Consider the following 14,378-nt stretch of genomic DNA (forward strand, 5'->3'; position numbering starts at 1 on the left):
ATTTATGCAACATTATATCGGACCGAGACAGGAACAGGGATGAACGAATGAATCTCGAGAAATTTACCGATCGCGCCAAAGGATTTCTCCAATCTGCGCAAACGGTCGCAATTCGATTGAACCACCAACAGGTGCGCGCCGAACATCTGGCCAAGGCGCTGCTCGAAGATGAGCAGGGAATGGCCGCCGGGCTGATTGCGCGCGCCGGGGGAAGTGCCGAAGCCGCGATCCGCGAGATCGACGAAGCGCTTTCGAAAGTCCCACAAGTGTCTGGCGGCGGCGCGCAGCAGACGCCGCAACTCTCAAATGATGCGGTCCGTATTCTCGATACAGCCGAGCAGATCGCGACCAAGGCGGGTGACAGCTATGTAACCGTTGAGCGCCTCCTCCTGGCGCTTGTCATGGCCAAGGGCACACCGTCCGGCGATGCGTTCGACAATGCCAGCGTTAAGCCTGAAGCGCTCAATACAGCAATCAATGAGCTGCGCGGCGGCCGGACGGCCGATACGGCGAGCGCCGAGGATCGCTATGACGCGCTCAAGAAATTTGCGACCGATCTCACCGAACGAGCCCGTGACGGCAAGATCGATCCGATCATTGGCCGCGACGAAGAGATTCGTCGGACGATCCAGATCCTGGCGCGGCGCACCAAGAATAATCCGGTACTGATTGGCGAAGCCGGGGTCGGCAAGACGGCAATCGCCGAAGGTCTCGCCTTGCGTATTGCCAATGGCGATGTTCCCGACGGGATCAAGAATCGCACCCTGGTCTCGCTCGACATGGGTTCGCTTATTGCGGGCGCCAAATATCGCGGCGAGTTTGAGGAGCGGTTGAAGGGCGTCCTCGACGAAGTGAAGGGTGCTGATGGCGAGATCATCCTCTTCATTGACGAGATGCACACGCTGGTTGGCGCCGGTGCATCCGAAGGCGCGATGGATGCCTCCAACCTATTGAAACCGGCGCTCGCGCGCGGTGAGCTGCATTGCATCGGCGCGACGACGCTCGATGAATATAGCAAGCATGTCGAGAAAGACCCCGCGCTGCAACGGCGCTTCCAGCCGGTGTTTATCGAGGAGCCGAGCGTCGAGGACACAATCTCGATCCTGCGCGGTATCAAGGAAAAATATGAACTCCACCACGGGGTTCGCATCACCGATGGTGCTCTCGTGTCGGCAGCCACACTGTCCGAACGCTATATCACGGACCGTTTCCTGCCGGACAAAGCGATCGACCTGATGGACGAGGCGGCGTCGCGGATCCGCATGGAAGTGGAATCGAAGCCCGAGGAAATCGAAACCCTCGATCGCCGTATCATTCAGCTCAAGATCGAACGCGAAGCACTGTCCAAGGAAAGTGACTCGGCATCCAAGGATCGGCTCGCGGTGATCGAAGAAGAGGTCGCCAATCTCGAAGAAGAACAATCGAGCCTCACCCAGCGCTGGCAGGCGGAACGCGACAAGATCCAGTCCGAAGCCAAGCTGAAAGAAGAGCTGGATAGCGCGCGCATCGCACTGGAACAGGCAGAACGCGCCGGTGATCTCGCCAAGGCTGGGGAGCTCTCCTATGGCACCATCCCGGACCTCGAAAAGAAGCTCGCAGAAGCCGGCGAAGCCACGGAAGGCGCGATGCTGCGCGAAGAAGTGACGAGCGAGGATATCGCCTCGGTCGTGTCACGCTGGACCGGCATCCAGGTCGACAAGATGCTCGAAGGCGAACGCGAAAAACTGCTCGCCATGGAAGAACATATCGGCAAGCGGGTTATCGGCCAGACGGATGCGGTAAATGCTGTGTCCACCGCCGTACGGCGGTCTCGCGCCGGGCTGCAGGATCCCAATCGGCCGCTCGGCAGCTTCCTGTTCCTCGGGCCGACGGGTGTCGGCAAGACCGAGCTCACCAAGGCGCTGGCCGAATTCCTGTTCGATGACCAGAACGCAATGGTGCGCATCGACATGTCTGAATTCATGGAGAAACATTCGGTAGCCCGCCTGATCGGCGCGCCTCCCGGCTATGTCGGTTATGACGAAGGCGGCATCCTCACTGAAGCCGTTCGTCGGCGACCCTATCAGGTGATCCTCTTCGATGAGGTCGAGAAGGCCCATAATGACGTGTTCAACGTCCTGCTACAGGTATTGGACGATGGTCGGCTGACCGATGGTCAGGGCCGTACGGTCGATTTCTCCAACACGCTGATCATCCTGACCAGCAATCTGGGTAGCCAATATCTGTCCTCGCTTGGCGATGATCAGACGGTGGACGAAGTAGAGCCGCAGGTGATGGAAACCGTGCGTGGTCATTTCCGCCCCGAATTTCTCAACCGGCTGGATGAGATCATCCTCTTCCACCGCCTGAGTCAGGAGCATATGGCGCCGATCGTCGATATCCAGGTCGCGCGCGTCCAGAAACTGCTCGACGATCGCAAGATCCAGATCGACCTGACGGAGAAAGCGCGGCAATGGCTCGGCCGGGTTGGCTATGATCCCGTCTATGGCGCACGGCCACTGAAACGAGCGGTTCAGAAATATCTGCAAGACCCATTGGCCGATGCAATTTTGCGCGGTGATATTGCCGATGGCGCGACGGTAAAAGTTGATGAAGGCGATGGTGCACTCGACATGAGTTTCGGCTAAGCCGCCGACCATGAGCAAAGCACAAGCATGGAGCGCCTATTGGTCGCAAATGGGCGAAAGCGGCGGTTGCCTTCCGGGCGCACCGCCCGTCGTTGACGCCCATCTGACCCAGCTATGGGGTAATTTCGCAGCCGGTTTCCCGGCGGGCGCGAAACTGCTCGATCTTGCGTGCGGTACGGGCGCGGTGTTGCGCTCGGTGCTCCGGGCCAATCGTGAGCTATCATTGGTTGGGGTCGACTATGCTGACCTGCCCAAAGGAAAGTCCAAGAAGATCAAGCTGATCGGCGGCACCGACATTGCCGACATGCGCTTCAAGGACGGTGAGTTTGACGGGCTGACCAGCCAATTCGGCGTTGAATATAGCGACATCGATGCGGCTGCGGCCGAGATTGCGCGGGTCACGAAGCCGGGCGCGCGCCTGCAGTTCATTGTCCATCATGCCGAGAGCCCGATCGTCGAACAGAATCGCAATCGGCATTCCGCTCTCGCTGCAATCGAGAGATCCTCGACGATGCAGATGGGCCGCGCTGCAGCTGCGCAACCCGGAAGCGATACCGGCATGCTCAGCCAGACTCTGTCACTGATCGCGCGCAGCCATCCCGGCCAGACAGTGGTCAATGAGATTGCGGCTGCAATTGATCATACCGTGCGGTTCGGCGGCAAAAATGCGGCGCGCGAGTTTGACCGGATCGAGAATAACCTTGCCCAGGAGCTCGCCGTGCTGGGCGCATTGCAGTCCGTGGCGCTGGACGAGGCCGGCGCCACAGCCTTTGTCGACAGCCTTGGCACAGGGTTCGCATGTTCATCGCCGCAACCGGTTCAGATTCAGGGACTTGCGACTCCCCTGGCCTGGCTCGTCTCCGGCAAACGCAGCGGTTGATTAGGGAGGCTAGCCAGACGGCCGTTTATCGGTAATTATGGCGATCCAACGATATCATCCCAGTTCAAGATTTGCGGAGTTGTGTGCCATGCGTATTTCTCGAGTCGTCCTGATAGCTCCCGCAACGGCAGCATTGTTCGCAGCTGCTCCGGCCTATGCCCAAGATGATGCGGAAGCATTGGAACCGTTTCGCGAATGCGGAGCAATCACCGAAGGTCCGGCGCGGCTCGCTTGTTTCGATGCTGCATTGGCCGGCGCTGATGCGGCGCAGGTGGCGCGGCAGGAACGGCGGAGACGCCGTACGGTCGAAGATTTTGGGCTATCCGGTACGCAGATCGAAGAGCGCTACGAACGCGAAGTCCGCCGCGCTGAAAGCAGCGGTGGCAGCGCCGGTGATGTGGCGGACCTAGCCCCGCCAGAGCCGGAATCAGTCACATCGCCGATCGCCGAAACATTTGTCGACGGCACCCGACGCAGAGTTTTCCTTCTGGAGAATGGCCAGATCTGGCGTGAAGGCAACAACAGTAGCTTGCGCGGTCGCATTCGAGTGGGGTCCAATGCGACAATCTCGCGTGGCGGAATTGGCGGTTACCGACTCCGTGTAGAAGGTCGAACCGGGTTTATCTCGGTATCGCGCGTTCGCTAACTAACCGCCGGTTCCGGCCCGATCGGACTTAGTTGCGCTGGCGCGCATCCCGGGTCGCTTCATCCACAACTCGGCGGGCATCCCTGTTGCCGACCCGTGCCAGCTCACGCCATTCGGCTACCGTCATGCAGGTACGGATGCGGCGGGCATTCGAACCGGTAACCCGGCGGGTCTGGCAGCGAATGCGCTGGTCAGGATCTTCTTCTTCTTCAACGGCATTGGGAGCCTCTTCTTGCGCCAATGCCGGTGCCGGAGCGCCTATGCTGATTGCGAATACGGCCACTGCCGCGAGAGGAATTGCTTTGGTCATCGCACTACTCCGTAAAACACACGAAAAGGAAGGTTGCGGCCTTTTTAGTCAGCCGGGAAATTATTTGCAAACGAGGCGCGCTGGCGCAACAAGAAGCCGCTGAGTAACGGGATGGGAATGTGCAGAATCTGTGCCACACAGTTTTGCGGATTCGAGAGATATGGACGCAGAGACTATGGTTGAACCAATTCGAGATACGCCCACCACAGCCCTTCGGCTGGCGTATCGCTATGAAGAAGCGACGGATAGCTTCCACTTCCTCGATTTGACGCGCCAACTCCATGAGAAAGCGACGTTTCTAACCGATGAATATATCACGGCAGACGTGCCCCGGCAGATCGAACCGCGCCGCGATTACAGCGCGATGGAGCAACCTCAAACACCGTTGCACTTCATTTTTCATTCCGGTTTCTGCTGCTCGACATTGATGGCGCGCGCCCTGCATCATCCCGGGGTAGCGACCAGCCTGAGTGAGCCGACCCTATTACGGGACATGGTGGGATTTCAAAGCCGCACAACAGATCAAGACCGGTATCAGGACGTACTCAATACGAGTCTGTCCCTGCTCGCCAGACCTTTCGAATCCGGTGAGAGCGTTATCGCCAAACCGTCCTGTATCGTGAATGGCCATGCCGAAGATATTCTCAAGATGCGCGCGGCCAGTCGAGCTGTGTTCCTCTACGCTCCGTTGCGGGTGTTTTTGAACTCGATTACCCGCAAGGGGATCACCGGACGTCTTTGGGGGCGCGAGCTGTTTATCGGCCTGCAAAAGGCGAACCATATGGATCTGAGCTTTAGCGAGGAACAGCTATTTGGGCAGACCGACCTGCAAATCGCTGGCCTCGCCTGGCTGATCCAGAATATGCGTTTCGCAACCCTGATCGACCAGTTCGGTGAGAGCAGAATACGGACGATCGAAAGCGAGGCCTTTCTCGCCGATCCGGCGCGCGCATTACGGGCGGTGGCGACGCTGTTCGAACTGAACCTATCTGCAGAGGAAGCATCAGCAATCAGCGAAAGCGCGATATTCAAAACCCATTCGAAATTCGGTGATGATTTTGATGCTGATAGCCGTCGCGAAGAACGAATGTCCGCCGAAAATGCGCATGCAGACGAGATTGAAAAGGTCGCGATCTGGGTAGAAACGGTCGCCCAGACTATCAACGCACCGATGGTAATGCCGGCGCCGCTTCTCAGCTAGGTGGCGCCTGGACGTCGAATGCGACCGTCAGGCGTTCGCCGGAATCAAAGGGCATCGTGCCATGCCACATGATTGAGGGAAACAAGGCCAACCGGCCCACCTTCGGCTCGACCATCTTATAGGGCGGGAGGTCGATCGCGAGTTCGTCAGGCGGGACGCCAAAGGCAAGCCAACCAGCCGGCGGCTCTCCAAATTCATCTTGCGGCGGTAAACTCACATAGAGCGCCGAACTGCACCAACCACGCGGATGAATATGATGGGTATGACGTCCTTCACCGGCAAGCCGCACCGACCAGGAGCCCCCGAAGGAAACTGGGCCGGGTGCATAACGCAAGACAGGATGATCGAGATCGATTGGCGCGAGAGACCGCATATGCTCTTGCACCGTTTCGACTATTGCGGCGCGTAACTTTCGGATTTCGGGGTCCGCTCGCGCGAACAAGGGGCCGTCGGTCTGGGTGCCGCCGCGCACGGATTGGCCGGCCATGTCTGCCTTGAGAACGTGCAACGTCCTTAGATGCGCAGCAAGCGCATCCATGTCGACACGATCGCCGATATCATAGGTCTGGATCAGGCGGTCGTCGCGTTCTAGCCACTCCCAGTGCTTGTCCCCCATCATGCGCCAGGCGATACCCAGATAGGGCCACATTTCGTTCGCGTCCGGATCCCCCACGCGCTCTTCGCCACATTTTGCGGCTTCTTCGGGCCGGTTTGTGCGCAGCATATGGCGTACGTAGCGAACCGCCAAAGGCATTTCGGCATAGGGCGCGACCGCATCGAACAAGCGATCTGCCCGGCTATCGTCGCGCAGCTCGGATGCGCAAATTGCTTCGCAGATGTCGAGCGCGCGCTTGTCCTGCACATGCAGCCGAGCGCGGCGAACAACCGCATCGGCCTCGGCGAATTGTTCGACCTGGGTTAGTAGGTTTATCAGCGAGAACCACAGGGCCATATTTTTAGGCTGCTTGGCCAGGGCGCGCTCATAACCGTCGACAAATTTGTCGCGCTGCCCATTCATCCAGCGAAGATTAGCCAATAGATCCTGCCCTTCGATCCAGGCGGGACTTTGCCCAAGCATGCGATCAAGATCTGCGATGGCCTCATTGGTTTTGCCCATCGCGGATTGTGCCGCGGCGCGCCCCATCAACACACTGCCATCTGAGGGCGCTACGGCGTGCGCCTGATCGAACAGCTGTACCGCGTCGCGACCCGCTTCAAGCGTTACCCGCGCAAGCCCGTGGGTGACCTTATGATCATTTGGAGCAAGGCGGACGGCCTGCGAAAACGCCTTCATTGCCTCAGCTGAATCTTCCTGTGCGCGATAGAGCAAACCCAATACATGCCACAAACGCAGATGATCGGGATGTGCCTTGAGCGCTGTCTTGACCTGAAGGATCGCGGCATCGCTGCGACCGGCATCGCGTTGCTTCATTGCAGTCTGGATGACCACAGATGGATCGGTTCCCTTGCCTCCAGTTACTATACCGCTTGCCATCAGTTTCAGATCTCTAGTTCAGTTCCATCCGCCCGCTTAGTCTTGAAGAAAATAGTGAGGCTGACAAGCCTACGGGCCCCAAAAGAAAAAGGGCGGCAAGGTTTCCCTTGCCGCCCTGTTTTCTTGGATCGGTCTGCGATTAGAAGCGCAGACGGCCCGTTACCTGATAACGGCGACCGAGGACGTCATACGTCGTCGGATAGGTGTTACCAGAGTTGAACACGCTCGAACCGATGAACGAGCTGGTTTCAGGCGCATCGCGGTCCAGTAGGTTGAAGACCGAGAAGGTCACATCGAAATTCTCGCTGACGTTCGAACGAACCGACAGATCGAAGTAAGATGCGTCATCAAAGGCCTGAGATTCCGCCAAGAACCCGTTGCCACCGTCCATACCGTCGTTGAACTCATACGTAACGCCATCAATCCAGCGCCACAGCAGCGAGACGTCGACAAGGTCGTCGATGCTCAGCGTGGTACGCAGGTTGAATGCCCATTCCGGCGTGATCGGCTCACAGTTACCGCTGAACAAGCCGACGCATTCACGCGTGACGTTGTTCGGGTTTGCTGGGTTCGCATTGAACGTCAGCGTGTCCGTCCAGGTACCATTGAGATCCCAGTTCAGCGAACCGAAGCTCAACGGCAGCGTGTAGTTGACCCGGAAGTCAATACCGCTCGTTACGATCTCACCAAGGTTGGAGAGCTGCAGGATCAGACCCAGGGTCTCACCGCCACCGTTCAACGAACCGTTGATCGGGTTACGGCCGATATTGGCACACTGTGCCGGATCGGTGCCGTTACCATCGCTGTTCGCACCATAGCATGGGGTGAGAATGTCACCCGGGTTCGGTGTGGTGATGGCGCCCGTAACCTCGATGTCGAAATAGTCGATCGACACCGTCAAGCCCGGGATCTGACGCGGCGTTGCGACAAGACCCAGAGTAAGCGACGTGGCTTCTTCAACGTCCAGATTGACGTTACCGCCAGCCGTTGCGTTGATCTGTGCCGCAGAAGGCTGCGGAATAACGCCGATCGTTGCAGCAGGCGCACCCTGAGCGACGCAGATGGCCGTCAGCGTTGCATTGCCAACCGGGTTAGCACCAGCACACGGATCAATCGGCAGCGGCGTCAGGCCGGTCGTAACCGGAGCAAACAGCTCGCCGATATTCGGTGCACGAACTGCAACCTGATAGATGCCGCGGAAGCGGAAGCCTTCAAACGGTTCCCAGCTACCACCAGCTTTCCACGTGACGTTGGTACCGGCGTTGGAATAATCCGACACACGAATACCGCCTTCAGCGGTCAGGCTGTAGAAGCCCGGAATGTCTTCCAGGATCGGCACGATGACTTCAGCGAAACCTTCGATGACGTCATAGCCACCGTTGAAGGTCGGTGCCGGAGCACCCGTACCCAGAACTTCGTCCTGCGTACCTGCCGACACGTCAGCAACACGGCTAGCCGTATAGTCACGATATTCGACACCAACTGCGAAACCGATCGGCGTTTCCGTGAACAGGCCGGTTTCACCGAACGTACCGTTCAGCGAAGCGTTGACCTGCAGCAGCGACGTCGAGTCCGTGAAGCCGGACGGCTGGTTGAAGAACGCAACCGAGCGCGGATCGATATTCGTGCCAGCGGCGCCAAGGCCACTCAGGTTGATCGGGAAACAGCCGTTCGAAGCGTCGAAACAGGTCGTCGGGCTCGTTGCATTGAGCGCCTGCTCAACGCGCGATTTCAGACCCCAGTTCGTCCGCGTATTGGTACGCTGTGATTCACCGTATGTTGCATAGACATCATAGGAGAGCGTCGGGCTGAGATCACCACGCACACCGGCCCAAAGCTGGAACTGGTTGGTGACGTTAGCAGTCTGACGTGGACCCTGCTCAACCAAACGACGGTTGATGATGACGTCCGGTGCCAGGAAGTTCGGATCCGTCGGATCCGCAGCATTCCGAGCTGCCGTACAGGTCGCTACAGGGATCGGCACAGCAAAGCTGGCGCAGATGTCCTGGACCTGCTGGTCATTGAGGAACGGGTTGTTCAGCGGCAGTGCGAACGGATCACCGAACAGGCCCGAAGGTGCGAGCTGCAGGTTAACGGTCGAGTTCGTGAACATGCCACGCGTGTACACTTCGATACCCGGCGTTACTTCATAACGCGCAGAACCGAAGATGTTCCAACGCTCAAGCGGCGTCTGGAAATAGTTGAACGGTGCGTAGTTGAACGTGTTGTACTGCGGAACCAGTCCACCAGCTCCACCCGGTGCAATCTGCAGGCCGTTGAAGCGTGTCGGAACCGTCGTACCCGAACCGAATACGTTGCCGCCGAACTTGGCGCCCTGGGAGATCAGTCGACTGCCCTGGAGCACATCGTCAACTTCCTGATAGCCGATCGACAGGATTGCGTTACCGCGACCATCGTCGAAATTGGCACCCAGCGTAAGGTCCGTGCGAATACGCTCGCCGTCACCGCGCTCGTTGATGCCGTAGCTCATTGCAGCTTCGAGACCTTCAAAGTCACGACGCAGAACGAAGTTGGCAACACCCGAGATGGCGTCAGCACCATACACCGAAGAAGCACCACCGGTGATGACTTCAACCCGCTCAACAAGAGCAACCGGGATGATGTTCAAGTCAGTCCGCGAACCGATCGTCGAAGGTACGAGACGCGTACCGTCGAGAAGGATCAGGTTACGGCCGGTACCCAGGTTACGAAGGTTCAGCGAAGCCGTACCGTTCGAACCGTTGTTGACCGAGCTGTTCGTGCCCGGTGCGATACCCGGCAGTTCACCGATCAGCTCTTCAGCGTTGGTTGCCTGACGAAAATCCATTTCGTCCTGGCCAACGACCTGGATCGGGCTCGACTGTTCAAGGTTCGGGTTCGAAATACGAGTACCCGTAACGATGATTGCCGGCTGGTTGCTGCTTGCAGCCGCCAGCTCATCGCTGTCCTGCGCGAACGCAGGCGTCGACATCATGGCGATGCCGAGCACGACAGGTGCAGCACCCGTCTTCAGTTGTGTAAATTTGGAAGTCTTGGTCACGTTTCCAGCCCCTTATTCTGGAGTTAGATACCGCAAGATTGCGGCCTAAATTCTAGCCCTTCTGGATTGGTCCGAGCATGCGGCACACGCAGCTCATCCATAGGCTTGAGAGCGTCACTGCATGGAGATTGGCGACCTGTAAAGCAAAGGTTCAGCTCTCAGAACGGGTTCGCGGGGATATGTCGCCAAAATGCAACAGTTTGCGCCCATGCAGCCGTAACTCGCGGCAAACGGCGCTTGTTTGCCCGGTACAGTGGTTGGTTGGTTACCGGAAAATTGACCGTGTTTGCGGTCTTAAGAGCCCGAAACTGGCATTGGTCCTGCCAGGAATCGCGGGTCGATTCGTTGGTTTTCCCACTTCATTCCCCAATGGAGATGCGGACCCGTAGCACGGCCGCTGGATCCGATAGCAGCAATGCGCTGCCCACGCTCCACAACCTGGCCCAGAGTCACGTCAATCCGGGAAAGATGAAGGAATGCGCTGTTAAGGCCCATCCCATGGTCAATTATGAGAAGATACCCTTCGAGCGAAAACGGTGTTTCCGTCGCCAGAACGACGACCCCATCGGCTGGCGCTACTATGGGGGTGCCTGAAGGCCGCGCGATATCGACGCCAGAATGGTAGGAGCCCGGCTCGCCGCGATAGATACGCTGGGAACCAAAAACCCCACTGATCCGTCCGGTCACTGGCCACATGAAATCCTGCCGCCAGCCGTTGATATCCGAGCGTATCTCGCGAGCCGCAACAATTTGCGAAATCTCAGGTGCGCGACGACGCTGAAACTCGGCCGAAGAGCGGCCACCACGCCGCGATGCGTTGACGCGCTCAATCCGCCAGTCCGTACTCGCAATACTTAAGGTGCGAACCTGTTCTGCGCCGGACTGGGAATAGGCAGTCAATGTCGCGGCCGCTCCATGATCGCGTCCAAAGCCAATCACGAAGCTGCCATCGTCGGCGATTGGGATGTCCGTGTCATTCAGACTAAGCCGTTGTGTCCCGGTTGGAACCTGGCCCCGCACAATGCCGCCTTGCCTGAAAATACCATCAAAGACGAAATCGCGGCGCGCCGTTGGCACCGTTTGCTCGGCCATGGCCGGCGCCTCAGCAGCATCTGACTGCGCCACCGACGCGTCGCCGGTTGAACAGGCCATGGCTGCGGCTGCGATCACCAGCGCCGCACCGAGCGCTATTCGCCTCATTCTGCGTCCTCAAACGCACGAACCGAAATATCGGCAGTGGCGTAGGCTTCCTGTCGCTCAACGCTCCAATAGCGAAGATCGTCGAGTAGAATAGCCTGGCCGCTTACCGCGCACAGCACGTGATCGCCCGGAGCAATCATCCGGAAATTATTGGCCATATAGTAAAGCTTGGCCACTTTGCCGTCGCGTGAGGTTAAGATGGTCCGATACTCCTGTCAGTCGAACAAGCCCGGCTGTCCGGGCTTGGGTTTCGATTTGCGGCCCTTAGAATATGCGCGCTTGGCGCCATCCTCAACCCGGGCATCGACACTACCATCGGAAAAGCGCAGCCGTAGCGCGCCAGCCCGTCTTGCCGCTTCAGCATTGGCGATAACCTTTTCATCGGACGTCTCGACCAGCGCAAAGCCGCGTTGCAAGGGCGCTTTGGGATCAAGCTGGGCCAGAACCCGGGATAGGGCGGCCAGCCTTTCATGCTCGGATACCAGCCGTTCCGTCATTGCCTGGGGAAGGTCCTGACCCGCACGGGCCAGAGCTTCGGTGCCGCGTTCAAATGTTCGCTTTAGCAAAACTGGGCGCAGGGCCGCGCCGCGACGCGCGAGCTCGCCTCGCGCAATCTGTAGCCGTCCACTCAATGCCCGAGGCAAGCGACCGCTCAACTCATCAAAACGCTGCGCATGCGGCGCCAACAGATTGGCTGGACGCGGCAATAATCTCCCAAGATTTCGCAATCGTTCGTTCAGACGATCCGCCAGGCGCCGGACAGACCGACTTAACCGCAATCCCGTTTCGCCCAGCATGGCCAGCAATTCGGCGCGAACCGGGACCGCCATCTCTGCAGAAGCCGTTGGCGTCGGCGCCCGTCGATCCGCGACAAAGTCCGCCAATGTCGTATCAGTCTCGTGCCCGACAGCAGAAATTACCGGGATCGTGCAATCGGCAATCGCCCGCACAACCGCTTCCTCATTGAACGCCCATAAATCCTCAATCGATCCGCCGCCCCGCGCAACGATCAGCAAATCCGGACGAACCAGCGCACCACCCGCTTCGATCGAATCGAACCCGCGCACAGCATTGGCAATCTGAGCCGCCGCGCCCTCACCTTGAACAATAACCGGCCAGACGATGACATGGCTCGGCATGCGATCCGCCAGGCGATGGAGAATATCGCGAATCACAGCACCGGTTGGCGAGGTCACGACACCGATGGTTTTCGGTAGATAGGGGAGTGCCCGTTTGCGTTCCTCGGCAAACAATCCCTCAGCGGCCAAGGCTTTACGGCGTTGCTCTAGCAATTGCATCAGAGCGCCTTCGCCAGCGACCTCGAGCCGCTCGATCACAATCTGATATTTAGAGCGGCCCGGATAGGTGGTGAGCTTGCCGGTCGCGATCACCTCGATCCCGTCTTCGGGCGCAAAGGCAAGGCGCGCTGCCTGCCCTTTCCAGACCACCCCATCGATCACCGCAGACTCATCCTTAAGCCCCATATAGCAATGGCCAGATGCGGCGCGCTTGAAGCCCGATATCTCGCCGCGGATACGGACATGGCCAAAGCGTTGCTCAACCGCACGCTTCAGCGCCCGCGATATTTCCGACACGGTGAGAGGCGCCGCATTGTCGCCCGCACCGCTCTCGGCTAGGAGCGCAGCGCCGGGATCGTTTCGGCCATGTTCGGAAGAGGAAGACTGCATGAATGTCCTGTTGCTTGGCTCGGGCGGGCGCGAACATGCGCTGGCATGGAAGCTGGCGCAATCGCCAAAGCTAACAAAACTGTTTGCTTCGCCCGGCAATCCGGGAATAGCCGAGCATGCCGAGATCGTCGAGATCAAGGATGGCGATCATCGCGCGACGATCGACTTCTGCCTCAAAAAGACGATTGAGCTAGTGGTGATCGGCCCCGAAGCACCGTTGGTTGATGGCCTGGCCGACAATCTGAGGACAATGGGTTTTGCCGTGTTCGGCCCGAACAAAGAAGCCGCGCAGCTTGAAGGATCCAAGGGGTTCACAAAGGATCTCTGTGCCGAGGCCAATATTCCCACGGCGCGGTATGAACGCTTTTCGTCCGCTGAAGCTGCAATTCCAGCCCTGGCCAATTTTGGCCTGCCAGTGGTGATCAAGGCGGATGGCCTTGCTGCCGGTAAGGGCGTCGTGATCGCGGAAACGAGCGCGGACGCAGAAGCCGCGGTTGAAGGTATGTTCGACGGGAATTTCGGCAAGGCCGGTGCCGAGATTGTAATCGAAGAGTTTCTGGTCGGTGAAGAGGCGAGCTTTTTTGCGTTGGTAGACGGTGAAACGGTTGTGCCATTTGGAACAGCGCAAGATCACAAGCGCGTTGGCGATGGCGATACGGGCCTCAATACCGGTGGAATGGGCGCATATAGCCCTGCCCCCGTACTCGATGACAAAAGCATCGATCGGGTGATGACTGAAATCGTTAAGCCAACTGTCGAAACACTCGCGAATCGTGGAACCCCGTTCAACGGGGTCTTGTTTGCTGGACTGATGCTCACCGAGAGCGGTCCCCAGCTGATCGAGTATAATGTGCGCTTCGGTGATCCCGAGTGCCAGGTCCTGATGATGCGCTATAAGGGCGACTTGGTCGAGTTAATGTACGCAATTGCCCAGGGCGAATTGGGTGGCATGGAGAAGCCTCGCTTTTCTGCGGACAGCGCCATGACGGTAGTGATGGCGGCGAAAGGCTATCCGGGAACCCCCGAAAAGGGCTGTAAGATCGACAAGATCGAAGCCGCCGAAGCAAAGGGCGCCAAGATTTTCCATGCCGGAACCGCCAGCGAGGATGGCAAGCTGGTTGCTAGCGGTGGGCGCGTATTGAACGTGACCGCCATGGGGAAAAACCTGAAAAAGGCGCGCGATGCCGCCTACTCAGCCATCGAGAAAGTTGACTTTGCAGACGGGTTTTACCGGAGCGACATTGGCTGGCGCGAACTCGAACGTAGTTAACGATTTGCAAAAAGACTGCCG

General features: G+C 58.5%; 11 protein-coding genes. 5 read left to right on the plus strand and 6 right to left on the minus strand.

What is annotated here, in order from left to right:
- Nucleotides 1-47: 47 nt before the first annotated feature.
- The 3 genes from clpB to HFP51_RS10440 all read left to right on the plus strand — a co-directional run bounded on the left by clpB (nt 48) and on the right by HFP51_RS10440 (nt 4,153).
- Nucleotides 48-2,627: an ATP-dependent chaperone ClpB gene (clpB, locus tag HFP51_RS10430; RefSeq protein WP_176875663.1), complete on the plus strand. Its 2,580-nt coding sequence runs from the start codon at nt 48-50 to the stop codon at nt 2,625-2,627.
- 10 nt (nt 2,628-2,637) lie between these two features.
- Entirely contained in the window at nt 2,638-3,507 is an 870-nt protein-coding gene (locus HFP51_RS10435; RefSeq protein ID WP_176875664.1) for a class I SAM-dependent methyltransferase, read from the plus strand.
- Between the two features lie 88 nt (nt 3,508-3,595).
- Nucleotides 3,596-4,153 (plus strand): hypothetical protein, encoded by a 558-nt coding sequence (locus tag HFP51_RS10440; protein ID WP_176875665.1) that lies wholly within the window; start codon nt 3,596-3,598, stop codon nt 4,151-4,153.
- Between the two features lie 28 nt (nt 4,154-4,181).
- Here the strand turns inward: HFP51_RS10440 and HFP51_RS10445 are convergent, their stop codons facing one another.
- Complete coding sequence (locus tag HFP51_RS10445; protein WP_176875666.1) at nt 4,182-4,463, minus strand: hypothetical protein; 282 nt, start codon at nt 4,461-4,463, stop codon at nt 4,182-4,184.
- A 175-nt stretch (nt 4,464-4,638) separates the two neighbouring features.
- On the opposite strand from HFP51_RS10445, the gene HFP51_RS10450 reads away from it, so the two are divergent.
- Entirely contained in the window at nt 4,639-5,664 is a 1,026-nt protein-coding gene (locus tag HFP51_RS10450; RefSeq protein ID WP_176875667.1) for a hypothetical protein, read from the plus strand.
- Here the strand turns inward: HFP51_RS10450 and HFP51_RS10455 are convergent.
- From HFP51_RS10455 to xseA, 5 genes are all read right to left on the minus strand, one after another.
- Nucleotides 5,657-7,159: a putative 2OG-Fe(II) oxygenase gene (locus HFP51_RS10455; protein ID WP_176875668.1), complete on the minus strand. Its 1,503-nt coding sequence runs from the start codon at nt 7,157-7,159 to the stop codon at nt 5,657-5,659. The two genes, HFP51_RS10450 and HFP51_RS10455, sit on opposite strands and share 8 nt — an antisense overlap.
- A 139-nt stretch (nt 7,160-7,298) precedes the next feature.
- Entirely contained in the window at nt 7,299-10,199 is a 2,901-nt protein-coding gene (locus HFP51_RS10460) for a TonB-dependent siderophore receptor (protein ID WP_176875669.1), read from the minus strand.
- 294 nt (nt 10,200-10,493) lie between these two features.
- Nucleotides 10,494-11,399 carry a M23 family metallopeptidase gene (locus HFP51_RS10465; RefSeq protein ID WP_255454636.1) on the minus strand — a complete coding sequence of 302 codons (906 nt, stop codon included), beginning with the start codon at nt 11,397-11,399 and terminating at the stop codon, nt 10,494-10,496.
- Nucleotides 11,396-11,557 (minus strand): DUF2093 domain-containing protein, encoded by a 162-nt coding sequence (locus HFP51_RS10470; protein WP_176875670.1) that lies wholly within the window; start codon nt 11,555-11,557, stop codon nt 11,396-11,398. The genes HFP51_RS10465 and HFP51_RS10470 overlap by 4 nt, the downstream gene beginning before the upstream one ends.
- A gap of 57 nt (nt 11,558-11,614) precedes the next feature.
- Nucleotides 11,615-13,087, minus strand: coding sequence for an exodeoxyribonuclease VII large subunit (gene xseA / locus HFP51_RS10475; RefSeq protein WP_176875671.1), 1,473 nt, complete (start codon nt 13,085-13,087; stop codon nt 11,615-11,617).
- On the opposite strand from xseA, the gene purD reads away from it, so the two are divergent.
- Nucleotides 13,086-14,357, plus strand: a complete 1,272-nt coding sequence (gene purD, locus HFP51_RS10480) for a phosphoribosylamine--glycine ligase (RefSeq protein ID WP_176875672.1) — start codon at nt 13,086-13,088, stop codon at nt 14,355-14,357. The genes xseA and purD overlap by 2 nt on opposite strands.
- The last annotated feature ends 21 nt before the right edge of the window (nt 14,358-14,378 follow it).

Origin of the sequence: Parasphingopyxis sp. CP4, from assembly GCF_013378055.1 — a bacterium.
Classification (GTDB): domain Bacteria; phylum Pseudomonadota; class Alphaproteobacteria; order Sphingomonadales; family Sphingomonadaceae; genus Parasphingopyxis.

Excerpts from the sequence above, each read along its gene's own strand:
- clpB (WP_176875663.1), top strand. The coding sequence starts at position 48 with ATGAATCTCGAGAAATTTACCGATCGCGCCAAAGGATTTCTCCAATCT.
- HFP51_RS10435 (WP_176875664.1), top strand. The coding sequence starts at position 2,638 with ATGAGCAAAGCACAAGCATGGAGCGCCTATTGGTCGCAAATGGGCGAA.
- HFP51_RS10440 (WP_176875665.1), top strand. The coding sequence starts at position 3,596 with ATGCGTATTTCTCGAGTCGTCCTGATAGCTCCCGCAACGGCAGCATTG.
- HFP51_RS10445 (WP_176875666.1), bottom strand. The coding sequence starts at position 4,463 with ATGACCAAAGCAATTCCTCTCGCGGCAGTGGCCGTATTCGCAATCAGC.
- HFP51_RS10450 (WP_176875667.1), top strand. The coding sequence starts at position 4,639 with ATGGTTGAACCAATTCGAGATACGCCCACCACAGCCCTTCGGCTGGCG.
- HFP51_RS10455 (WP_176875668.1), bottom strand. The coding sequence starts at position 7,159 with ATGGCAAGCGGTATAGTAACTGGAGGCAAGGGAACCGATCCATCTGTG.
- HFP51_RS10465 (WP_255454636.1), bottom strand. The coding sequence starts at position 11,399 with ATGAGGCGAATAGCGCTCGGTGCGGCGCTGGTGATCGCAGCCGCAGCC.
- HFP51_RS10470 (WP_176875670.1), bottom strand. The coding sequence starts at position 11,557 with ATGGCCAATAATTTCCGGATGATTGCTCCGGGCGATCACGTGCTGTGC.
- purD (WP_176875672.1), top strand. The coding sequence starts at position 13,086 with ATGAATGTCCTGTTGCTTGGCTCGGGCGGGCGCGAACATGCGCTGGCA.
- xseA (WP_176875671.1), bottom strand. The coding sequence starts at position 13,087 with ATGCAGTCTTCCTCTTCCGAACATGGCCGAAACGATCCCGGCGCTGCG.